At 57.6% G+C, this 18822-nt stretch carries 16 protein-coding genes, 1 pseudogene and 1 CRISPR repeat array; of the genes and pseudogenes, 12 read left to right on the top strand and 5 right to left on the bottom strand.

What is annotated here, in order from left to right:
- Positions 1-83: 83 nt before the first annotated feature.
- The gene (locus B5F19_RS02010) at positions 84-836 is read left to right on the top strand and encodes a cyclase family protein (protein ID WP_087287287.1); all 753 of its coding nucleotides are present in this window, start codon (positions 84-86) and stop codon (positions 834-836) included.
- Positions 837-909: 73 nt separating this feature from the next.
- On the opposite strand, the gene B5F19_RS02015 is transcribed toward B5F19_RS02010, so the two are convergent.
- Together B5F19_RS02015 and B5F19_RS02020 are read right to left on the bottom strand one after the other, a co-directional pair.
- Positions 910-1659 carry an N-acetyltransferase gene (locus tag B5F19_RS02015; RefSeq protein ID WP_087287290.1) on the bottom strand — a complete coding sequence of 250 codons (750 nt, stop codon included), beginning with the start codon at positions 1657-1659 and terminating at the stop codon, positions 910-912.
- Positions 1660-1728: 69 nt separating this feature from the next.
- A complete protein-coding gene (locus B5F19_RS02020; protein WP_087287293.1) occupies positions 1729-2439 on the bottom strand; it encodes an N-acetylmuramoyl-L-alanine amidase in 711 nt (236 codons plus the stop codon).
- Between the two features lie 238 nt (positions 2440-2677).
- Between B5F19_RS02020 and B5F19_RS02025 the strand changes: the two genes are divergently transcribed.
- The 10 genes and pseudogenes from B5F19_RS02025 (at position 2678) to cas2 (ending at position 13313) form a co-directional block, all read left to right on the top strand.
- Entirely contained in the window at positions 2678-3142 is a 465-nt protein-coding gene (locus B5F19_RS02025) for a spore coat protein CotJB (RefSeq protein WP_242972667.1), read from the top strand.
- A 1-nt stretch (position 3143) separates the two neighbouring features.
- Positions 3144-3554, top strand: a pseudogene (locus B5F19_RS02030) (manganese catalase family protein); the annotation flags it as partial.
- 611 nt (positions 3555-4165) lie between these two features.
- On the top strand, positions 4166-5722 hold the full coding sequence (locus B5F19_RS02035) for a recombinase family protein (protein WP_087287299.1): 1557 nt from the start codon (positions 4166-4168) through the stop codon (positions 5720-5722).
- A 74-nt stretch (positions 5723-5796) separates the two neighbouring features.
- The gene (locus tag B5F19_RS02040) at positions 5797-7935 is read left to right on the top strand and encodes a CRISPR-associated helicase/endonuclease Cas3 (RefSeq protein ID WP_087287302.1); all 2139 of its coding nucleotides are present in this window, start codon (positions 5797-5799) and stop codon (positions 7933-7935) included.
- 61 nt (positions 7936-7996) lie between these two features.
- A complete protein-coding gene (cas5c, locus tag B5F19_RS02045; RefSeq protein ID WP_087287305.1) occupies positions 7997-8665 on the top strand; it encodes a type I-C CRISPR-associated protein Cas5c in 669 nt (222 codons plus the stop codon).
- A complete protein-coding gene (cas8c, locus tag B5F19_RS02050) occupies positions 8662-10437 on the top strand; it encodes a type I-C CRISPR-associated protein Cas8c/Csd1 (RefSeq protein WP_087287308.1) in 1776 nt (591 codons plus the stop codon). Before cas5c ends, cas8c begins: the two co-directional genes overlap by 4 nt.
- Positions 10430-11326 carry a type I-C CRISPR-associated protein Cas7/Csd2 gene (gene cas7c / locus B5F19_RS02055; protein WP_087287311.1) on the top strand — a complete coding sequence of 299 codons (897 nt, stop codon included), beginning with the start codon at positions 10430-10432 and terminating at the stop codon, positions 11324-11326. The genes cas8c and cas7c overlap by 8 nt, the downstream gene beginning before the upstream one ends.
- Positions 11323-11985 (top strand): CRISPR-associated protein Cas4, encoded by a 663-nt coding sequence (gene cas4, locus B5F19_RS02060; protein ID WP_087287315.1) that lies wholly within the window; start codon positions 11323-11325, stop codon positions 11983-11985. The genes cas7c and cas4 overlap by 4 nt, the downstream gene beginning before the upstream one ends.
- A complete protein-coding gene (gene cas1c / locus B5F19_RS02065) occupies positions 11982-13013 on the top strand; it encodes a type I-C CRISPR-associated endonuclease Cas1c (RefSeq protein ID WP_087287318.1) in 1032 nt (343 codons plus the stop codon). Before cas4 ends, cas1c begins: the two co-directional genes overlap by 4 nt.
- A gap of 9 nt (positions 13014-13022) precedes the next feature.
- On the top strand, positions 13023-13313 hold the full coding sequence (gene cas2 / locus B5F19_RS02070; protein ID WP_087287321.1) for a CRISPR-associated endonuclease Cas2: 291 nt from the start codon (positions 13023-13025) through the stop codon (positions 13311-13313).
- A gap of 183 nt (positions 13314-13496) precedes the next feature.
- Positions 13497-16247: a CRISPR direct-repeat array (repeat unit 33 nt; unit sequence GTCGCTCCCCTCACGGGGAGCGTGGATTGAAAT).
- Between the two features lie 192 nt (positions 16248-16439).
- Here the strand turns inward: cas2 and B5F19_RS02080 are convergent.
- Positions 16440-16649, bottom strand: a complete 210-nt coding sequence (locus B5F19_RS02080) for a tautomerase family protein (protein ID WP_087287323.1) — start codon at positions 16647-16649, stop codon at positions 16440-16442.
- A gap of 16 nt (positions 16650-16665) precedes the next feature.
- Positions 16666-16914, bottom strand: coding sequence for a flavodoxin (locus B5F19_RS02085; protein ID WP_255378390.1), 249 nt, complete (start codon positions 16912-16914; stop codon positions 16666-16668).
- Between the two features lie 322 nt (positions 16915-17236).
- Between B5F19_RS02085 and B5F19_RS02090 the strand changes: the two genes are divergently transcribed.
- The gene (locus B5F19_RS02090; protein ID WP_087287328.1) at positions 17237-18274 is read left to right on the top strand and encodes an aldo/keto reductase; all 1038 of its coding nucleotides are present in this window, start codon (positions 17237-17239) and stop codon (positions 18272-18274) included.
- A 50-nt stretch (positions 18275-18324) separates the two neighbouring features.
- Here B5F19_RS02090 and B5F19_RS02095 read toward each other — a convergent pair whose 3' ends face one another.
- Positions 18325-18813, bottom strand: coding sequence for an aldo/keto reductase (locus tag B5F19_RS02095; protein ID WP_087287331.1), 489 nt, complete (start codon positions 18811-18813; stop codon positions 18325-18327).
- Positions 18814-18822: the final 9 nt, after the last annotated feature.

An 18822-nucleotide genomic window follows, 5' to 3' on the forward strand; every position in this document is an offset into this window, starting at 1 on the left:
CTTTTTCTGGACAGGTCCTCCCCTGCCGTGGTACAATAAGCTATCAAATTTCCATGCACTGCATGGCGGAGGAGGCAGCGATTATGTACGAACTTTGGACCGCACTGGAACAGGCGAGAGAGTACAAGTGGGTGGAGCTCTCCCACCCCCTGGACAACGACAGCCCCTACTGGTCGGGTATCCCGGACGGGTCGGTGGAGCTGTCCAAAATGGTGTACGACTGGGGCAACCCCATGCTGGACTGCCTGATCCAGACCTTCAAGTTCCCCGGCCAGTTCGGCACCCACATCGACTTCCCCGGCCACTTCCTCAAGGGCGGCCTGCTGTCCGAGGCCTATGGGGCCCGGCAGCTGGTCTACCCCCTGTGCGTGGTGGACGTGAGCGAGAAGGTGAAGGAGGACGTACACTACGCCGTCACCGTCCAGGACATTTTGGACTACGAGGCCAAGTACGGCCCCATCCCCGACGGGGCCTTCGTGGCTCTGCGCACCGACTGGGGCAAGCGCTGGCCCAGCATGGACGCCCTGTCCAACTTCGACAACCAGGGGGGCGAGCACACCCCCGGCTGGTCCATGGAGGCGCTGAAGTACATCTACGAGATCCGCTCCGCCGCCGCCAACGGCCATGAGACCATCGATACCGACGCCTCCCAGCTGGCCGCCGAAGCGGGCGACCTGGCCTGCGAGCGGTACGTGCTCTCCAGCGGCAAACTCCAGGTGGAACTGCTGTGCAACCTGGACCAGGTAGCCCCCGCCGGGGCGGTGATCCTGGTGTCCTATCCCAACATCAAGGGGGCCACCGGCCTGCCCGCCCGGGTGTGGGCCGTTACCCCGTAAAGCAAATTTACTTTATCCTATTTTCAAGAGGACGCCGGACTGCCCGCGGGCAGTCCGGCGTCCTCTGTTTTTCCTATTTCTTTAAAATCCGCTTCATCGCGGCCAGGTCCAGGAGATTCACCGTCTCGAACTTTCCCTTATAAAATACCGCCCAGTTGTTAAACACGCAGGGCAGGGCCTTGGCCTTCTCCAGGGAGTCCACGGGATGGAAGGTCACCGGAGTTCCGGTCTCCTGGCAGTACGACCGGGCCAGCTCCACGCTCTGGAGGATATAGGGGCACTGGAAGTCATAGAAGATGGTCAGCTCCTCCCCCTCCACCCTTGGCTCCTTGACCTGGGGCGCAAACCGGGGGACCGTCCCGTCAAGGGACCGGGCCAGCAGGGTATACCCGTAATCGGTGGCGTCCGCCGTCTCAAATCCGAATTTCCGGGCGAAGGACTGGTCGGAGAGCCAGGCCTTCTGCTTGGCCGCCCCCAGCATGCACACCCCGGACCTGCCTCTCGCCCGGGCGTCAGCCAGACAATACTCCATCAGCGCCCGGCCGTACCCCTTCCCCTTCTCGCCGCCCAGCACCCACAGGCAGTAGATGTAGAGGTAGTTGTCCCCCAGAACCGGGACCCAGGCCGTCTCCAGGGGGGCGTACTCGATGAACACCGTGGCCTTCGCGTCCAGCTTTCGGAACACGTGTCCCTCCTTCAAGCGGTCGGAGAGCCACTGACGCTTGGCCTCCACCCCCGGGTGGGGCTTTTTGCTGCGGATGATGCAGCACAAGTGCTCCCGTTCCAGATTTTCCGGAGTCAAGTTGACAAATGCTCCCTCCATGGGCTCCACCCGCCTTTTCTATTACTCGTACAAATATTCTATCACACAGGGCGTTGGACCACAACCGCCTTATGAGGAGGCGGAGCCTCCTACCAGGCACCCCGCCGCGATGGCCGCCGCCAGCTTCGTCTGGTAATTCGGGTCCTGGAGCAGTCCCTCCTCCCCCGGGTTGGAGAGAAAGCCGCACTCCACCAGCACCGCCCGGTTGGGGATGTGGTTCATCAGGTACACCGTGTCCGGGATGGGCTTGCTCTCCCGGCTGTTGTCCGGCTGGAGGCTCTCCCGGACCACCCCCTGGATGACCTGGGCCAGCTCCTGAGAGCCCTGGGTGGGGGCGTAAAAGACCTGGGTCCCCCGGTACCGGGACTGCTGGAACATATTCTGGTGGACGCTCAACAGGGTGGCCTCCGGGTATGACGACGCCGTACCGGCCCGGTTATGCAGGTCGGACGCCTTCTTCTCCCGCAGGGAGACCGCCTCCGGGTCGTGGAGGGAGATGTCCTCGGTGCGGAGCATGAGGGCGGGCTCTCCGCAGAAGCCAAAAATTCCGTCCACCCGCCGGGCGATCTCCAGGTTGATCCGGCTCTCCACCACCCCGCCCGGGGACACCGCTCCCCCGTCCTCTCCCCCGTGGCCAGCGTCTATGATCCACCGCACGCCGGAGGCGTCACGGATTGCCGCCGCGGTGGACGCCCGCCCCTCCCAGCGCCAGGCCAGGCCGCCCAGAACCGCGCCCAGGACCAGAATGCCCGCCGCCATCCACAGCGCTCTCCTTTTCATAAGGCCCCACCTCCCCCTTCAAACTATGGCCCGCAGCGGCGGCATATGAAAAATATTTTTCCGCCTCTCCGCCGGTTTTCCCATCGGTTTCCCCGTTTCTCCGCTCAAGTTCCCCATATTCCGTCTCCTCTCTCTCCCCCTCTTCCTCCCCGCCGGGGACCGGCCGGACGGACGGAACATAGAATGGACTGGAGGAACCCCTGGGCTTCTCCGATCCCAACCAAGGAGGAATCCTGTCTTGAACAACGAAACCGGCAATTCCTGCCCGATGCCCTCCTGCCCGGACAACTACGGCACCATGCCCTCCTGCGCCGGGCTGGCGGTCCCCTATGTGCCCTTTCAGCAGACCGGCTCCAAGCAATATTCCCAGAATGACGCCCTCAGCAACGGGACCCTGTTTCCCGGCCTGAACCTGCCCTTTCATTTAAAGGTGGAGGGGAGCACCCTGCCCTCTACCCCCCTGGTGGAGCTCCAGGCCCTGGAGTTTGTGGTGCTGGAGCTGGGCACCTACCTGGACACCCACCCGGACGACACCGAGGCCTTTGAGCTCTTTAAGCAGTACTCCGCCATGGAGCAGAGCGCCAAGGCCGCCTACGAGGCCAAATTCGGCCCCATCACCAAGACCAGCGCCGCCGCCGGCAGCTCCTACCGCTGGCTTCAGGACCCGTGGCCCTGGAATTATGGGCAGAATGAGGTGAAATGAGATGTTTATTTATGAGAAAAAACTCCAGTTCCCAGTGAAAATTTCCACACCCAACCCCAAACTGGCCGCCTTCATCATCAGCCAGTACGGCGGGCCCGACGGGGAGCTAGGGGCCTCCATGCGCTATCTGTCACAGCGTTACTCCATGCCCTTCACCGAGGCCAAGGGGCTGCTCACCGATATCGGCACCGAGGAGCTGGGCCACATGGAGATGGTGGCGGCCATCGTCCACCAGCTCACCAGAAATCTCAGCGACGAGGACGTGCGGAATAATTCCGCTTTCGCCCCCTACTTCGTGGACCACACCACCGGGGTCTACCCCACCGCCGCCTCCGGCTTCCCCTGGACCGCCGGCTCCATCCAGTCCACCGGCGACCCCATTGCCGATCTGACGGAGGACCTGGCGGCAGACGGTGCAATGGCGCATGGCCAACGTCCCATAAACCACAACAAATTCCCTGATTCCACTTTTTAGAGCGGAATCAGGGAATTTTTATTCGACATGCCACGGTTTCGGCCAGCGCCTGCAAGTCCTTCTCCTTCTGAACCGCATTTGCATTTTGGATCGCCGAACAGCATCGTCATGGATCGCTCCCCCAGGTCTGAATCGCTTTATCCGGCAAAAAAGCCTCGCCTTCCGGCACAGTTCCGAGTTTCAAACAGGACCCCGCACTCCTCCGCAGCATTCTATCCTCCCCCCCTGCGGACTGAGGGTTAAGACAGAACATCCATCAGATACCGTCCTACTATGGAGACAACAAACATAAAGTGGTCATGATCTAAATCTAGAAAGGAGCATGCCCTTTATGAACCGACTTCCACTTCCCTCCCCACCATGCCGAAGCGTATTCCAGAAATCCGGGACGTCCCTGACATCGGAGCGATACACTAAGATCTGGATCCAGCTGATCAACCAGATGGAGCGTTCCAATTCCATCGCAGCAGGACTTCAGTAACGGCCGCAAAAGCGGTCTCCCGACAAACACAGTTCGGGGGACCGCATTTTTGATAGGAGCGTTGACCATGTCCAAAGCCGCAATCTACTGCCGTCTATCTGAGGAGGACCGGAACAAGGCTTCCGCCGAGGACGACAGCGTGAGTATTCAAAACCAAAAGTCCATGCTCCTGCAATATGCCATGCAGCAGGGCTGGGAAGTATTTCACATTTACAGCGACGATGACTACACAGGTTCTGACCGAAACCGCCCGGAGTTTCGCCGCCTCTTAGCGGATGCTCAGGCACATAAATTTGATATCATCCTCTGCAAAACTCAGTCCCGCTTTACCCGTGAGCTGGAACTGGTAGAAAAATACATACACGGTCTTTTCCCGCTGTGGGGAATCCGTTTCGTCAGCATTGTGGACAACGCGGACACCGACAACAAGGGGAACAAAAAATCCCGCCAGATCAATGGTCTGGTAAACGAATGGTATCTGGAGGACATGTCCGACAATATTCGCAGCGTCCTCACCAATCGCCGGGAACAGGGCTTTCATATTGGCGCTTTCGTCCTCTATGGATATCAGAAGGACCCGGCTCAGAAGGGCCATCTGATTATTGACCCAGAGGCCGCCGCAGTCGTGTGCCGGGTCTTTACCTTGTTTTCACAAGGATATGGAAAAACGGCCATCGCCCGAATTCTGAATGAGGATGGGATCCCCAATCCCACTGAGTATAAGCGCCGGAAAGGATTGCGGTACCAATCTCCCCCTGGAAAAACAGGAACGCTGTGGAAATATCCTGCCATCTCCCACATGCTGACCAATGAGATCTACATCGGCAACATGGTCCAGGGGCGATATGGCAGTGTATCTTATAAAAGCAAACAGAACAAGCCCCGTCCCAAAGATCAGTGGATTCGGGTCGAACATACTCACGAGGCAATCATCGGCCAGGAGCTATGGGAACGGGTCCAAGCATTGATACAAGAAAAGTCAAAGCCCTTTACAGGCGGTTCGATTGGGCTCTTTGCCAAAAAGGTGCGCTGCGCCAATTGCGGATACACCATGCGCTCCACGAAAAACCGCGGGCGGCACTATCTCCAGTGCTCCAACCGGCGCGTTTCAAAAGATGCCTGTACCGGCGCATTTATTTCCGTGGAAAAGCTGGAACGCATCGTGGTCCAGGAGCTGAACCGGCTCTCCGCGCAGTATTTGGATCAAGATGAGCTGGAACGAAACCTGAATTTTTCCGGTTCTCTCCAGGCTCAGAAACGGAAAACGCTGGATCAGCGCTCCAAATATCAGACACAGCAGGAGGAGTTTCAAACGGGCCTGCGAGAGCTCTATCTGGATAAGGTACGGGGAATTCTGTCCGAAGCGGATTTTCTCAGTCTCTCCCAGGACTTCTCCAAGGAAAAGGAGCTGCTCGAGGAAAAAATCGCGGAAACTAACCGGCGGCTGGAGGAACTGGACGTCCGGATTGCCGCCGGGGACAACCGACGGGAACTGGTCCAGCGTTACGCCAATCTGGAGCACCTGACCCGTGAAATGGTGGAGGCCCTCATTGACTATATTCTAGTGTGGAAACGCCGGCCTGGGGAGAGTGATCCGCCGGTTGAAATACATTGGAATTTTTAGGATCATGCTGTATACTGGTGAAAGGAAGATCAATCTTTCCTTTCACCAACTTTTTTGAGGGGGCTTTGATCCATATGGAATCGTATCTGGCGCATATAACGGTAGATGGCAGAAAACAGACCGTTCTTCAGCATCTGGAGTCCACTGCCTGGCGATGCAGCACGTCTGCGCGTGCGTTCTGTGCCGCAGACCAGGGAGAGCTGGCTGGCCTGTCCCACGACTTAGGAAAGTATTCCAATGAGTTTCAAAATCGGCTTCTGCAACACGGCCCGAGGGTAGACCACGCTACCGCCGGGGCCTTTGAATGCTTTCGCTTGGGACAGCCCTATGCGGCGTTCGCAGTAGCCGGACATCACAGCGGTCTCCCTGATGGCGGAAGTCAAACGGACGCTCCGGATTCCAGTTCCTTTTTTGGCCGCATGAACCGTGCCCTTCAGGGCAGGCTGCCGGAGTATACCGTCTGGCAGTCCGAACTCACCCTGCCTGCTCCTCCTCTGCCAAACACTTTGGAGCCGCAGCTGGAGGGGATGTTCTTCACCCGTATGCTCTTCTCTTGTCTGGTGGACGCAGACTACTCCGATACAGCGGAATTTATGGCCAGCCGCCCCGGCACGGTATGCCCCAGCACATCCATGGATTCTTTGATGGCGCGGCTTCAGAACTACATCTCCGGATGGTTTCCGCCCAAAGGGGAACTGAATGCCCAGCGGTGCTCCATTCTAGCGCGTTGCATCCAGGAGGGAGAGCGGCAGACACCGGGCCTCTTTGCTCTGACCGTCCCTACCGGCGGAGGCAAGACCGTGGCCTCTCTGGCCTTTGCTCTGGCCCAAGCCAAAGCCCAGGGACTTTCTCGTATAATCTATGTGATCCCTTACACCTCCATCATTGAGCAGACCGCTCAAAAATTCCGCGAGATCCTGGGGGAGGACTGTGTTCTGGAGCACCACTCCGGCGTACTCTATGACATGGATCAGGAAGCCACTCCTGAATCCTCCCGCCTGGCTCGTGCCACCGAGACCTGGGACATGCCGGTGATCGTGACCACAGCGGTGCAATTTTTTGAATCTCTCTTCTCCTGCCGTCCCTCTCAGTGCCGGAAACTCCACAATATCGCCCAAAGCGTCATTGTATTTGACGAGGCACAGATGCTGCCTCTCCCCTACCTGCGCCCCTGCGTCTGGGCCATTGCCCAATTGGTCAAACACTACCGGGCCTCCGCGGTTCTGTGCACCGCCACTCAGCCGGCACTGGTCCCCATTTTCCGGGAATTTGCTCCGGAGCTTCCGGTCACAGAGCTCTGCCCACCGGAGCAATTCCGGTGGGATGTATTCCGGCGCGTGACCTTCCGGCAAGCGGGGCGGATAACCTATGAGGAACTTGCCGCGCAGCTTCAGGAGCAGGATCAGGTCCTGTGCGTTGTTAACTCCCGAAAATCAGCCCAGGAGATCTTTCTGCGGCTGGAGGGCGAGGGATGTTTCCATCTCTCCACCCTCATGTATCCCGCTCACCGCCGGGCTCAGTTGGAAGAGATCCGCTACCGGCTGGATAAGAGGCTTCCCTGCCGGGTGGTGTCCACCTCCCTGATTGAGGCCGGCGTGGATGTGGATTTCCCCGCCGTCTACCGGGAGGAGGCCGGACTGGATTCCATCCTCCAGGCCGCAGGACGGTGCAACCGGGAGGGGAAACGGCCTTTGGAAAACAGTATCGTCACCGTATTCCGGGGCGAGGGGAACACACCTCCCCTCTTTGCCACTGCCATCGGAGCCGGCCGAGAGGCTATGGCCCGCTATGAGGACATCACCTCCCCGGAGGCCGTCCACACCTATTTTTCAAATCTTCTGGACTTGAAGGGAACAGAAGCCCAGGACGCGCAGCACATTCTCCCTCTGATGCAGTCTGAACTGTTTCCCTTCCGCACGGTGTCCGAGCGGTTTCATTTGATCGACAGCCCCACCGTCACCATTTACATTCCAAAAGAAAAGGGTGCCGAACTGATCGAGCGCCTGCGGAGCGGAGAACGTAGCCGAGACCTGTACCGCCGCCTGGGACAGTACGGAGTCTCCGTTTACGAGCAGCACTTCAACACACTGGACCAGGCCGGAGATCTGGAGCGGCTGGAGGACGGCTCGGTCATCCTCTCCAACCTGGACCTCTATTCCGAGGATACCGGTTTGAGTTTAAAGGCGGACAGCGGGAAAGGATTGTTTATTTAATTCAAATATAGTATAATTTCTCTGCGCTATATTCAGCATTTTATCTAGCAGAAAGAAGGAAATGCCAATGATCCAATTGGAAGTCTGGGGAGACTATGCGCTCTTCACTCGTCCAGAGATGAAGGTTGAGCGGGTCAGCTACGACGTGATGACCCCCTCCGCCGCCCGGGGACTGATCGAGGCTATCTACTGGCACCCAGGGCTGCGGTGGGTCATCGACCAAATCCATGTGTGCGCCCCCATCCGTTTCACCAACCTGCGGCGCAACGAAGTAAAATCCAAAATCCCAGCCCGGACGGCACGCACCGTCATGGAAAAGGGGGAGGGACAGCTGTATCTGTGCACCTCGGACGACATCCAGCAGCGGGCCGCCCTGCTGCTGAGGGACGTACGCTATGTGATCGAGGCCCATTTTGAGATGACAGACCAGGCCGCTCAGGGGGACAACCCCGGAAAGTTTCAGGATATTGTGAAGCGCCGGATCAAGCGGGGGCAGTTCTACCATCAGCCCTGCTTCGGCTGCCGGGAATTTCCCGCCCAATTCCGGTGGTGTGAGGAGCTCCCCCCCTGCCCCGATGAGCTGAAGGACAGGACCCAAGACCTGGGCTGGATGCTCTACGACATGGACTATACCGACCCGGAAAATATTCGGCCCCTATTCTTCCGGGGCTCCCTCCAAAACGGAGTTCTGAACGTCCCGGACCGGAACAGCGGGGAGGTGCGGGGATGATTCTTCAGGCGCTGACCGAGTATTACCAGGCTCTGGAGCAGGGAGGAAAGATTGCCGCACCAGGCTGGAGCCCTGTAAAAGTCTCCTATGCCCTCTGTCTGGCAATGAACGGGACGTTGGAGCGCGTCGACTTTATGCAAACAGAACAGCCCAAGGGGAAAAAGATAGTCCTTGCACCCCAGAGTATTTCCCTCCCTGCTCCGGTCAAACGAACCGTGGGCGTGGCGGCTAACTTTCTGTGTGACAACTCCAGCTATTTTTTAGGGATCGACAACAAGGGCAAGCCCCAGCGAACATTGGAATGTTTCTCCGCCTGCAAGGCGCTTCACGAGAAACTGCTGGAGCATGTGGATTCTCCAGCGGCCCAGGCGGTCTTGGCATTTTTTCGCACCTGGGAACCCAAAAAGGCATGGGAACATCCGGCCCTCCAAGAGCATTTGGATGGTATTCTCTCCGGCGGAAATCTCATTTTCCGTACAGCGGAAGGTTTCGTCCATAGCGATCCCGCAATCCGTCAGACGTGGGAAACTTATTATAACTCCGCCGGAGACGGCCCCCAGGGCCTCTGCCTTGTCACCGGCGAGGTGGGCCCCATCGAAAATATCCATCCCTCCATCAAAAACGTGGCAGGCGCCCAATCCAGCGGCGCGGCTCTGGTATCCTTCAACGCCCCGGCATTCTGTTCCTATGGCAAGGAACAGAATTTGAATGCTCCCACCGGAAAATTTGCCGCCTTCGCCTATACCACTGCCCTGAACCACCTGTTGTCCGACCGGGACCACGTGTTCCGCATCGGAGACGCCACTGTGGTCTGCTGGGCCAGAAACGCGAAACCGGCCTACGCCGCCCTGTTTGGAGGGGCTGCCTTCGGCGCCGCCGTCCCCTCCTACACGGAAAACGACCTGCGTGGAATGGTAAAAAGCCTCTGCGCCGGACAGCCGGTGACCTATGAGGCGGACAAGCTGGACCCCGGCATGGACTTCTATGTCCTGGGCCTCTCCCCCAACGCCGCCCGGCTTTCGGTGCGGTTCTTCCTGCATAACACGTTTGGCGGCTTTCTGCGCAACATCCAGGCCCACTACGACCGGTTGGAGATCGTCCGGCCCGCTTATGACAAGTTCGAGACTCTCCCTCTTTGGAAGCTGCTCAGCGAGACGGTCAATCAGAACTCCAGAGACAAATCCCCCGCCCCCGATCTGGCCGGCGAGGTCCTGCGGGCCGTCCTGATGAACACCCGCTATCCCGCCACGCTGCTCAACGGCGTGACTTTACGCATCCGGGCGGAGCGGGAGATCACCCGAGGGAGAGCGGCTGTTTTAAAAGCCTATTATCGGAAGCTGCAGGAGACAATCAAACGAGAAAATCCCGACATACCGGAGGAGGTCTTACAAGTGTCTCTCAATCCTAATACGAACAATATTCCATACACGCTGGGACGGCTCTTCTCCGTCCTGGAGGCAATTCAGGAGTCCGCCAATCCAGGCGTCAACGCTACCATCAAAGATAAATATTTCAATTCTGCGGCCGCCACTCCGGCTGTCATCTTTCCGGTGCTGACCAATCTGGCGCAGAAGCATTTGAAAAAGCTGAGCAGTTCTAATCGTGGACTTTCTATTTCCTATGAGAAACAGCTCACAGAATTGTTTTCCAAATTTGATGGAACAGAGTATCCCGCCCGGATGAATCTGCCCCAGCAGGGCTCGTTCCAGCTTGGTTACTACCACCAGACCCAGGCCCGTTATCAGAAAAAGGAGGAAAAAGAACATGTCTGATCCCATCAAAAACCGCTATGAATTCGTGATTTTGTTCGACGTGGAAAACGGCAATCCCAACGGGGACCCGGACGCGGGCAATATGCCCCGAGTGGACCCGGAGACCGGTCTTGGCATTGTCACCGACGTGTGTCTGAAGCGGAAGATCCGCAACTATGTGGAGACCGTGAAGGAGGACAGCACCGGCTACCGCATCTATGTTAAAGACGGCGTGCCCCTGAACCGCAGCGATGCTGAGGCTTACGCTGCTCTGGACGTGGATGAGAAATCGGTCAAGGAGAAGAAAAAAAGCGATCCAGACCTGGATCGAAAAATCCGGGACTGGATGTGTGCCAACTTCTACGATATCCGCACCTTCGGCGCGGTTATGACCACCTTCGTGAAAGCGGCCCTGAACTGCGGTCAGGTGCGTGGTCCGGTACAGCTGGGATTTGCCCGCAGCGTGGAGCCCATCGTTCCTCAGGAAGTCACCATTACGCGTGTGGCCATCACAACTGAGGCAGACGCGGAAAAGAAGGGAACAGAAATGGGACGCAAGTATATCGTCCCCTATGGTCTCTACCGTTGTGAAGGGTATATCTCCGCCAATCTGGCCCGAAAGACCACCGGTTTTTCCGAAGAGGACCTGTCCCTTCTGTGGGAAGCTATTTTGAACATGTTTGAACACGACCACTCCGCCGCCCGTGGGAAAATGGCTGTCCGAGACCTGATCGTATTCAAGCATGACAGCGAGCTGGGCAATGCCCCTGCCTGGAAACTGTTCGAGGCGGTCCATGTGGATCGAAAGGATTCAGATGTTACTGCTCCGGCACGCTCCTATCAGGACTATATCGTGTCAGTGGACGAGTCCGCTCTGCCTTCCGGCGTCACATGTGTGCAGATGGGGTGACCTACTGTGAGGAGGACCTCCTCCCTCTCTCCGGCCTTCAGCATTTTGCTTTCTGCCGCCGCCAGTGGGCTCTGATTCATCTAGAGCAGCAGTGGCAGGAAAACCTGCGCACCGTAGAGGGAACGCTGCTCCATCAGCGGGCTCACGACGCCTCCCTCCGAGAGCGCCGGGGTGATCTGCTGATCCTCCGCGGTCTCTCCGTCGTCTCCCACACCTTGGGTCTGTCCGGTCAGTGCGACGTAGTGGAGTTTCATGCCTCGCCGGAGGGCATCCCGCTCCATGGGGAGGAGGGCCTCTGGCTTCCCTTCCCCGTGGAGTATAAACGCGGCCGTCCCAAAGCTCACCAGGCGGACGAACTCCAGCTTTGCGCCCAGGCCATGTGCCTGGAGGAGATGCTCTGCTGTTCTATCCCTGAGGGGGCACTCTTTTATGGAGAGCCGCGGCGGCGCACACCGGTCGCCTTTTCACCAGAACTGCGGGAGCGTGTCCGGTCTTACTCAGACGAGATGCACCAGTTTTACCGCCGGGGGCATACGCCGAAAGCAAAGCCCAGCAAGTCCTGTAACGCCTGCTCTTTAAAGGACCTTTGCCTGCCCCAGTTGACCCGGCGAGGCTCTGTGTCCAACTATCTGAAGAAGGCCATGGAGGAGTTGATATGAAACATCTGTTGAACACCCTCTTTGTCACCAGTGAGGATATCTACCTCTCCTTGGACGGGGAAAATGTGGTCGCAAACCGGGAACGGCAGGAAATCGCCCGATACCCTCTCCACACATTGGACGGGATCATATCGTTTTCCTATCCCGGGGCCTCCCCTGCTCTGATGGGCGCCTGCGCAAAGCGGGATATCTCTCTGGCGTTTTGTACCCCCCGAGGCCGTTTTTTGGCCCGTGTTACCGGGGCAAGCTCTGGGAACGTATTGCTTCGCCGTACTCAGTACCGAATTGCAGATGATCCAGGGCCGTGTTGCCGTATCGCCCGTAATATGATTTTGGGGAAGATATATAATGCCCGCTGGAGCATTGAGCGGACCCGGCGCGACCATGGGCTTCGGTTGGATGCGGACCGTTTTTCCTCTGTTTCTTCTAAGATGAAAGTGCTTCTTCCACAAGTTGCGGAAGAAGCCTCTTTAGACAATTTACGCGGATTAGAAGGTGCAGGAGCCACACTTTATTTCAGTGTGTTTGACCAGATGATTTTAGGCGAAAAGCCTCTCTTTCAGTTTTCCGGTCGGAACCGCCGCCCACCTCAGGACCCAATCAACGCGCTCCTCTCCTTTGCTTATAGCCTGCTGACCCACGACTGTGCCTCCGCTCTGGAGAGTGTGGGCCTGGATTCCTATGTAGGCTTTCTCCACCGTGACCGCCCCGGACGCACCTCTCTGGCATTAGATCTCATGGAAGAACTACGTCCCTGTATGGCGGACCGGTTCGTCCTGACGCTCGTCAATAACCGTGTCGTGGGCAACTCAGACTTTGATATTCGAGAAAATGGTGCTGTCTTTCTAAATGACACGGGCCGCCGGACTTTTTTGAAGCATTGGCAGACTCGAAAACAAGAGATACTGACCCATCCATATTTGCATGAAAAACTTCCCTGGGGATTGGTTCCCTATATTCAAGCGCTTCTTCTGGCACGCTGTCTCCGAGGAGATCTGGATTCCTATCCGCCTTTTTTGTGGAAGTGAGGTTCTGGAATGCTGGTCTTGATTACCTATGATGTCAACACGGAAGATTCCGCTGGGCGGAAACGGCTGCGGCAGATCGCCAAGCAATGTGTAAACTACGGGCAGCGGGTCCAAAATTCTGTTTTTGAATGTCTACTGGACTCGGCCCAGTGTAAATTGCTCCAGGCAAAGCTATGTGCGATCATGGACCCGGAAAAGGACAGCCTTCGGTTTTATTACTTAGGGAAACGCTATGAAAATAAAATCGAACACTTCGGCCGTAAACAGACGTACCTGCCAGAGGAACCTATGATTCTTTAACTGTGCGAATAGGAAGCGCACACTGATTTCTTACTCGGTTCGCACTTGAAAAGCAGGATAAACATACCTGTCTTTATTAAAAATCCCATTTTGTGATTATTTTTATTTTGATTTTATAAGTATCTTTTTTAAAAATTAGAAAATCTATCCAAAATGGCCCGCAGCATTTTGGATATATTTGCAGTCGCTCCCCTCACGGGGAGCGTGGATTGAAATCCGGCACCTCCCAAAATCCGTCACCACACCATCTGAGTCGCTCCCCTCACGGGGAGCGTGGATTGAAATCATCAGCGGCGATGTGGGCGACGGTGGATATCTGTGTCGCTCCCCTCACGGGGAGCGTGGATTGAAATCCAGCTTACGAGGATACCTCTGTCTCCGCCCGAGTCGCTCCCCTCACGGGGAGCGTGGATTGAAATATCAATGCTTGGCCAAAATGGAAAGCTCAACCCGGTCGCTCCCCTCACGGGGAGCGTGGATTGAAATTTTTTTAGCAACTGACAGGATGGCATTGTTGGCGGGTCGCTCCCCTCACGGGGAGCGTGGATTGAAATATTTGTTGGGCAGGTGATTTTCGTGCAGGAGTGGAGTCGCTCCCCTCACGGGGAGCGTGGATTGAAATCGGATGATACAGCTCCGCCGGAGCTGATAGAAGGTCGCTCCCCTCACGGGGAGCGTGGATTGAAATTTCCGACGGCGGGGAAACTTGACAGGGGGGTAAATGTCGCTCCCCTCACGGGGAGCGTGGATTGAAATTCAATCAAAGATCAACCTCAGTTGATGACACGAAGTCGCTCCCCTCACGGGGAGCGTGGATTGAAATAGAGCCACCCGGAAACCAGTACCGTACCACGGCCGCGTCGCTCCCCTCACGGGGAGCGTGGATTGAAATACTTTGATGAGCCGTCGTCCTGGTATTGGTCGTCAGGTCGCTCCCCTCACGGGGAGCGTGGATTGAAATACGACCAGTGGCCTGGCATTCTGCATCCCGCCCGAGGTCGCTCCCCTCACGGGGAGCGTGGATTGAAATCCAGCTTACGAGGATACCTCTGTCTCCGCCCGAGGTCGCTCCCCTCACGGGGAGCGTGGATTGAAATAGGATGACGGAACCATGGACTATGCCCAGACTGGTCGCTCCCCTCACGGGGAGCGTGGATTGAAATAACGCCAACATTGTTATCGCCGACGAGATGCATACGTCGCTCCCCTCACGGGGAGCGTGGATTGAAATACCTAGATACCCCCTTATCACCCCGTCGTTGTCCGTCGCTCCCCTCACGGGGAGCGTGGATTGAAATTGCGTGGAGATAGTACAGGGTCCCTCGCTTGGCACGTCGCTCCCCTCACGGGGAGCGTGGATTGAAATTGCACTTTTTTCCCGGCACAAAGCACAAAGCACCCGTCGCTCCCCTCACGGGGAGCGTGGATTGAAATTGGGGCAGCCGGAAGGCCCTGGCGGCCCGCTTAGTCGCTCCCCTCACGGGGAGCGTGGATTGAAATGGAAAGTCAACCCAGGGGGCCGGGCCCAAGAGAGGCGTCGCTCCCCTCACGGGGAGCGTGGATTGAAATCGGTGGGGGCCAGCAGGGCGGCCTCCACCCCTCTCCGGAGTCGCTCCCCTCACGGGGAGCGTGGATTGAAATAGGCTGTGCAGCGTCTTGCTGGGGGAGAGGCAGTCGGTCGCTCCCCTCACGGGGAGCGTGGATTGAAATTCAATACCGGCGAGCAGCTGCGCCCAGTACGACGTCGCTCCCCTCACGGGGAGCGTGGATTGAAATGCATATCCGAGAGGCCGCAGCGCGGCCGGGTCGGGTCGCTCCCCTCACGGGGAGCGTGGATTGAAATCAGATCCATGGTGTAGCCGCCGCCCACCGTGTGGGGTCGCTCCCCTCACGGGGAGCGTGGATTGAAATGTAGAGCTGGTACGCCATGGCATAGACCATGGTCGTCGGTCGCTCCCCTCACGGGGAGCGTGGATTGAAATGGAGTCGAATCCGGGCGAATGACGCCCCGCCGCGGGTCGCTCCCCTCACGGGGAGCGTGGATTGAAATGGGCCGGGGGTGGGCCCTTCGGGCCCCCCGGGGCGTCGCTCCCCTCACGGGGAGCGTGGATTGAAATGGCGGCCCCGGCTGCGGCTCGCTCGCGCCGGGCGTCGCTCCCCTCACGGGGAGCGTGGATTGAAATCCGCCCGGTGCTGCATCACCTGGGCGGGATTTTGTCGCTCCCCTCACGGGGAGCGTGGATTGAAATTGCCCCAGCACGCGGTGGAGAAGTCGGTGACCCTGTCGCTCCCCTCACGGGGAGCGTGGATTGAAATGATAAGAGTCTGGACGACTTGGAGCAGGGGCTGAAGGTCGCTCCCCTCACGGGGAGCGTGGATTGAAATAATCTCATAGGGCTGGAACACAGCATCTCCATTGGGTCGCTCCCCTCACGGGGAGCGTGGATTGAAATGGATTGTCAACCCAGGGGGCCGGGCCCAAGAGAGGCGTCGCTCCCCTCACGGGGAGCGTGGATTGAAATGACTGAAAACATGCAGCAAGCAGGTAACACTGAGGCATCGTCGCTCCCCTCACGGGGAGCGTGGATTGAAATCGTCCACCACAAAGGACCGGGACACCCAGGCGGCGGTCGCTCCCCTCACGGGGAGCGTGGATTGAAATCTCCGTCTCCCGCCAGCCCGGGGGGCGGCGGCTGGTCGCTCCCCTCACGGGGAGCGTGGATTGAAATCGGTGGCGGGGGAGGTGAGCGTCACATGAGGCCGCTGGTCGCTCCCCTCACGGGGAGCGTGGATTGAAATAGGACGCGGTTGCGTGAATTGCGCGAAAATGCAGGGTCGCTCCCCTCACGGGGAGCGTGGATTGAAATGACGCTGCACCCCTATTCTGTTTTCCGCCGTACTGTCGCTCCCCTCACGGGGAGCGTGGATTGAAATTTAATGCTATTGCTGTAATGGGGAACCGCCATGCTGACCATCACCCGGTCATGCCCGATGATGCCCAGATGGCCAACCAGGGTCCAGTTGGGCTTGCCGTCCACTATTGTCCCCACAATGACCAGAGGCGTGGGGTACAGGGCCAATACAGAGCCAACATTCTTCTTCATAACAGATACCGCCTCTCTCCGGTCACACGCCGGGTTTTACATACATAATGTCATCCGGGAACTGCTCCATGGACTTCTGCCAGTCCTCCATGGGGATGTCCTGGATGGACACCGACACGAACTTGGGGTCGATTCCCAGCTCGCCCACCAGAAATTCCTGCGTCTTCTTGGCCAGGGCCAACTTGGTCTCCTCGTCCCGTCCCGGGATCATGGTGATTGCTACATGCGGCATACTCGCCGCCTCCTTTCTATTTCAGGTCCAGCTCATCCAGCCAGGCCGCCACTTCGCTCTGTGCGTCCCCGAGGTTACGCTCGGTGAAGGAGATCCCATCCAGAGTCGAAGCTCCTGCCGCGCTCTCCTCCAGTGCGGACAGGCTTCTGCCAAAGCCGCCGCTGGCACTGGTATTAAAGGGGATCAGCGTCTTTCCGTCCCAGTCATAGGACTCCAGGAAGGTATAGACCGCCATGGGCGCGTCGCTCCACCAGTTGGGGGAGATTCAGAGCACACTCCCAAACCGCCCCTCTAATTTGACACCTACATTGTAGAATGAGAAACTTGGAATGTCTAATGCTTATATTAGATTTAGAGAAATACGTATTTTGCATGATATTGCTTGTGTGGAAAGTACAGGCTGTTTCCATTCGTCTATACGGTATAAATTCAATTTTTGCATGTTTCTCTATTTGAAAAAGGCATTTCACATTTCTTGTATAAGGTCGTATGCTTTGATCGAAAACTGCGATAGAAACGGTAGTGGACAACGCCGTTTCACACCGCACTTGGTTAAAATGAATTCAATTTTGGAACGGAGGCTATCTATGAAATACACACAACTGGGCAATTCTGATTTGCGAGTGTCCCGAATCTGCATGGGGTGCATGGGCTTTGGCGACGCCTCCAACGGCCAGCACAGCTGGACAATTAACGAGGAACACTCCCGGGAGATCATCCAGCGGGGGTTGGAACTTGGCGTCAACTTCTTCGATACTGCCATCGGTTATCAGAACGGCACCAGCGAGCAGTACCTGGGCCGGGCCCTGCGGGACTTTGCCAAGCGGGACGAGGTGGTGGTGGCCACCAAGTTTCTCCCCCGCACCAACGAAGAGATCGAGGCAGGTATTTCCGGACAAGCGCACATTCGCCGCCTGCTGGAGAAGAGTCTGCAGAACCTGGGGATGGACCATGTAGACCTGTACATCTACCACATGTGGGACTACCAGACCCCCCTCTATGACATCATGGACGGCCTGAACCAGATGGTAAAGGAGGGCAAGACACGCCACATCGGTATTTCAAACTGCTTTGCCTGGCAACTGTGCAAGGCAAACGCCCTGGCGGAGCGGGAGGGCTTTGCCAAGTTCGTGTCGGTACAGAGCCACTACAACCTGATCTTCCGGGAGGAGGAGCGGGAGATGGCCCCCTTCTGTCGGGAGGAGAACATCGCCATGACGCCTTACAGCGCTCTGGCCGGTGGCCGCCTCTCCAAACACCCCGGCGAGACCTCCAAGCGGCTTCAGGAGGACAGTTACGCCCAGATGAAGTACGGTGGCATGGCAACTCAGGATGCCCCCATTATCCAGCGGGTGGCGGAGCTGGCCGACCGGCACGGCGTGTCCATGACTGAGATCTCCCTGGCCTGGCTGCTCACAAAGGTGACGGCTCCGGTGGTGGGGGCCACCAAGCTCCACCACATCGAGGGGGCGGCCAAGGCGGTGGACCTGGAACTGACGGCGGAGGAGTGCGCCTACCTGGAGGAGCCCTATGTCCCCCATCCTCTGGTAGGCGTGATGGCCCAGAACACGCCGGCCACGGCGCAGGAGAGCCACGTCTGGTCCACCGGAAATCAGAAAATTTGAGGCAGAACAGATCCGCCGGGTTCAGCTGAACTGCTCCAGAATAACGGATATTAGACAAAATACTCCCCCTGATGTAGAGAAATAGATACATCATGGGGAGTATTGCTATCATCCAGGCAAAGCAAGGGGAACGATATCTTTCCATGATCCGAACAAATCATTGACCGGTACATGCACTTATATAACCTCAAGCGCATCCAGTTCACATTGTGGAGCAGATAGTAGTCAAAGTAGTCCACGCCGCACCGCTCCAGCTGCTGGTTGAAGATCTCCTCCGCTTCTTCCTCCTTGGTGATGGCAAAGGTGGGCAGTTTGGAGGCCAGCACGAAGCTGTCTCGGGGATGACGGCTGACGAGACACCTTTTTACCGCTGTTTCGCTGGCTTCGTTGTGATAGGTCCAGCTGGTGTCAAAATAGGTAAAACCGGCCGCCAGGAATCGGTCCACCATCTGGCTGACCTGCTCAAAGTCGATATCTGTGGCCTCCGGGGAGCGCTGGGGCAGGCGCATCATGCCGAACCCGAGTTTGCTGCTGCTCATCAATACCTC

The organism is Pseudoflavonifractor sp. An184, assembly GCF_002160305.1.
GTDB lineage: Bacteria > Bacillota > Clostridia > Oscillospirales > Oscillospiraceae > Lawsonibacter > Lawsonibacter pullicola.

Excerpts from the sequence above, each read along its gene's own strand:
- cas1c (WP_087287318.1), top strand. The coding sequence starts at position 11,982 with ATGAAACATCTGTTGAACACCCTCTTTGTCACCAGTGAGGATATCTAC.
- cas8c (WP_087287308.1), top strand. The coding sequence starts at position 8,662 with ATGATTCTTCAGGCGCTGACCGAGTATTACCAGGCTCTGGAGCAGGGA.
- cas2 (WP_087287321.1), top strand. The coding sequence starts at position 13,023 with ATGCTGGTCTTGATTACCTATGATGTCAACACGGAAGATTCCGCTGGG.
- B5F19_RS02020 (WP_087287293.1), bottom strand. The coding sequence starts at position 2,439 with ATGAAAAGGAGAGCGCTGTGGATGGCGGCGGGCATTCTGGTCCTGGGC.
- B5F19_RS02090 (WP_087287328.1), top strand. The coding sequence starts at position 17,237 with ATGAAATACACACAACTGGGCAATTCTGATTTGCGAGTGTCCCGAATC.
- B5F19_RS02035 (WP_087287299.1), top strand. The coding sequence starts at position 4,166 with ATGTCCAAAGCCGCAATCTACTGCCGTCTATCTGAGGAGGACCGGAAC.
- B5F19_RS02040 (WP_087287302.1), top strand. The coding sequence starts at position 5,797 with ATGGAATCGTATCTGGCGCATATAACGGTAGATGGCAGAAAACAGACC.
- B5F19_RS02010 (WP_087287287.1), top strand. The coding sequence starts at position 84 with ATGTACGAACTTTGGACCGCACTGGAACAGGCGAGAGAGTACAAGTGG.
- cas5c (WP_087287305.1), top strand. The coding sequence starts at position 7,997 with ATGCCAATGATCCAATTGGAAGTCTGGGGAGACTATGCGCTCTTCACT.
- cas7c (WP_087287311.1), top strand. The coding sequence starts at position 10,430 with ATGTCTGATCCCATCAAAAACCGCTATGAATTCGTGATTTTGTTCGAC.
- B5F19_RS02080 (WP_087287323.1), bottom strand. The coding sequence starts at position 16,649 with ATGCCGCATGTAGCAATCACCATGATCCCGGGACGGGACGAGGAGACC.
- B5F19_RS02015 (WP_087287290.1), bottom strand. The coding sequence starts at position 1,659 with ATGGAGGGAGCATTTGTCAACTTGACTCCGGAAAATCTGGAACGGGAG.
- B5F19_RS02095 (WP_087287331.1), bottom strand. The coding sequence starts at position 18,813 with ATGAGCAGCAGCAAACTCGGGTTCGGCATGATGCGCCTGCCCCAGCGC.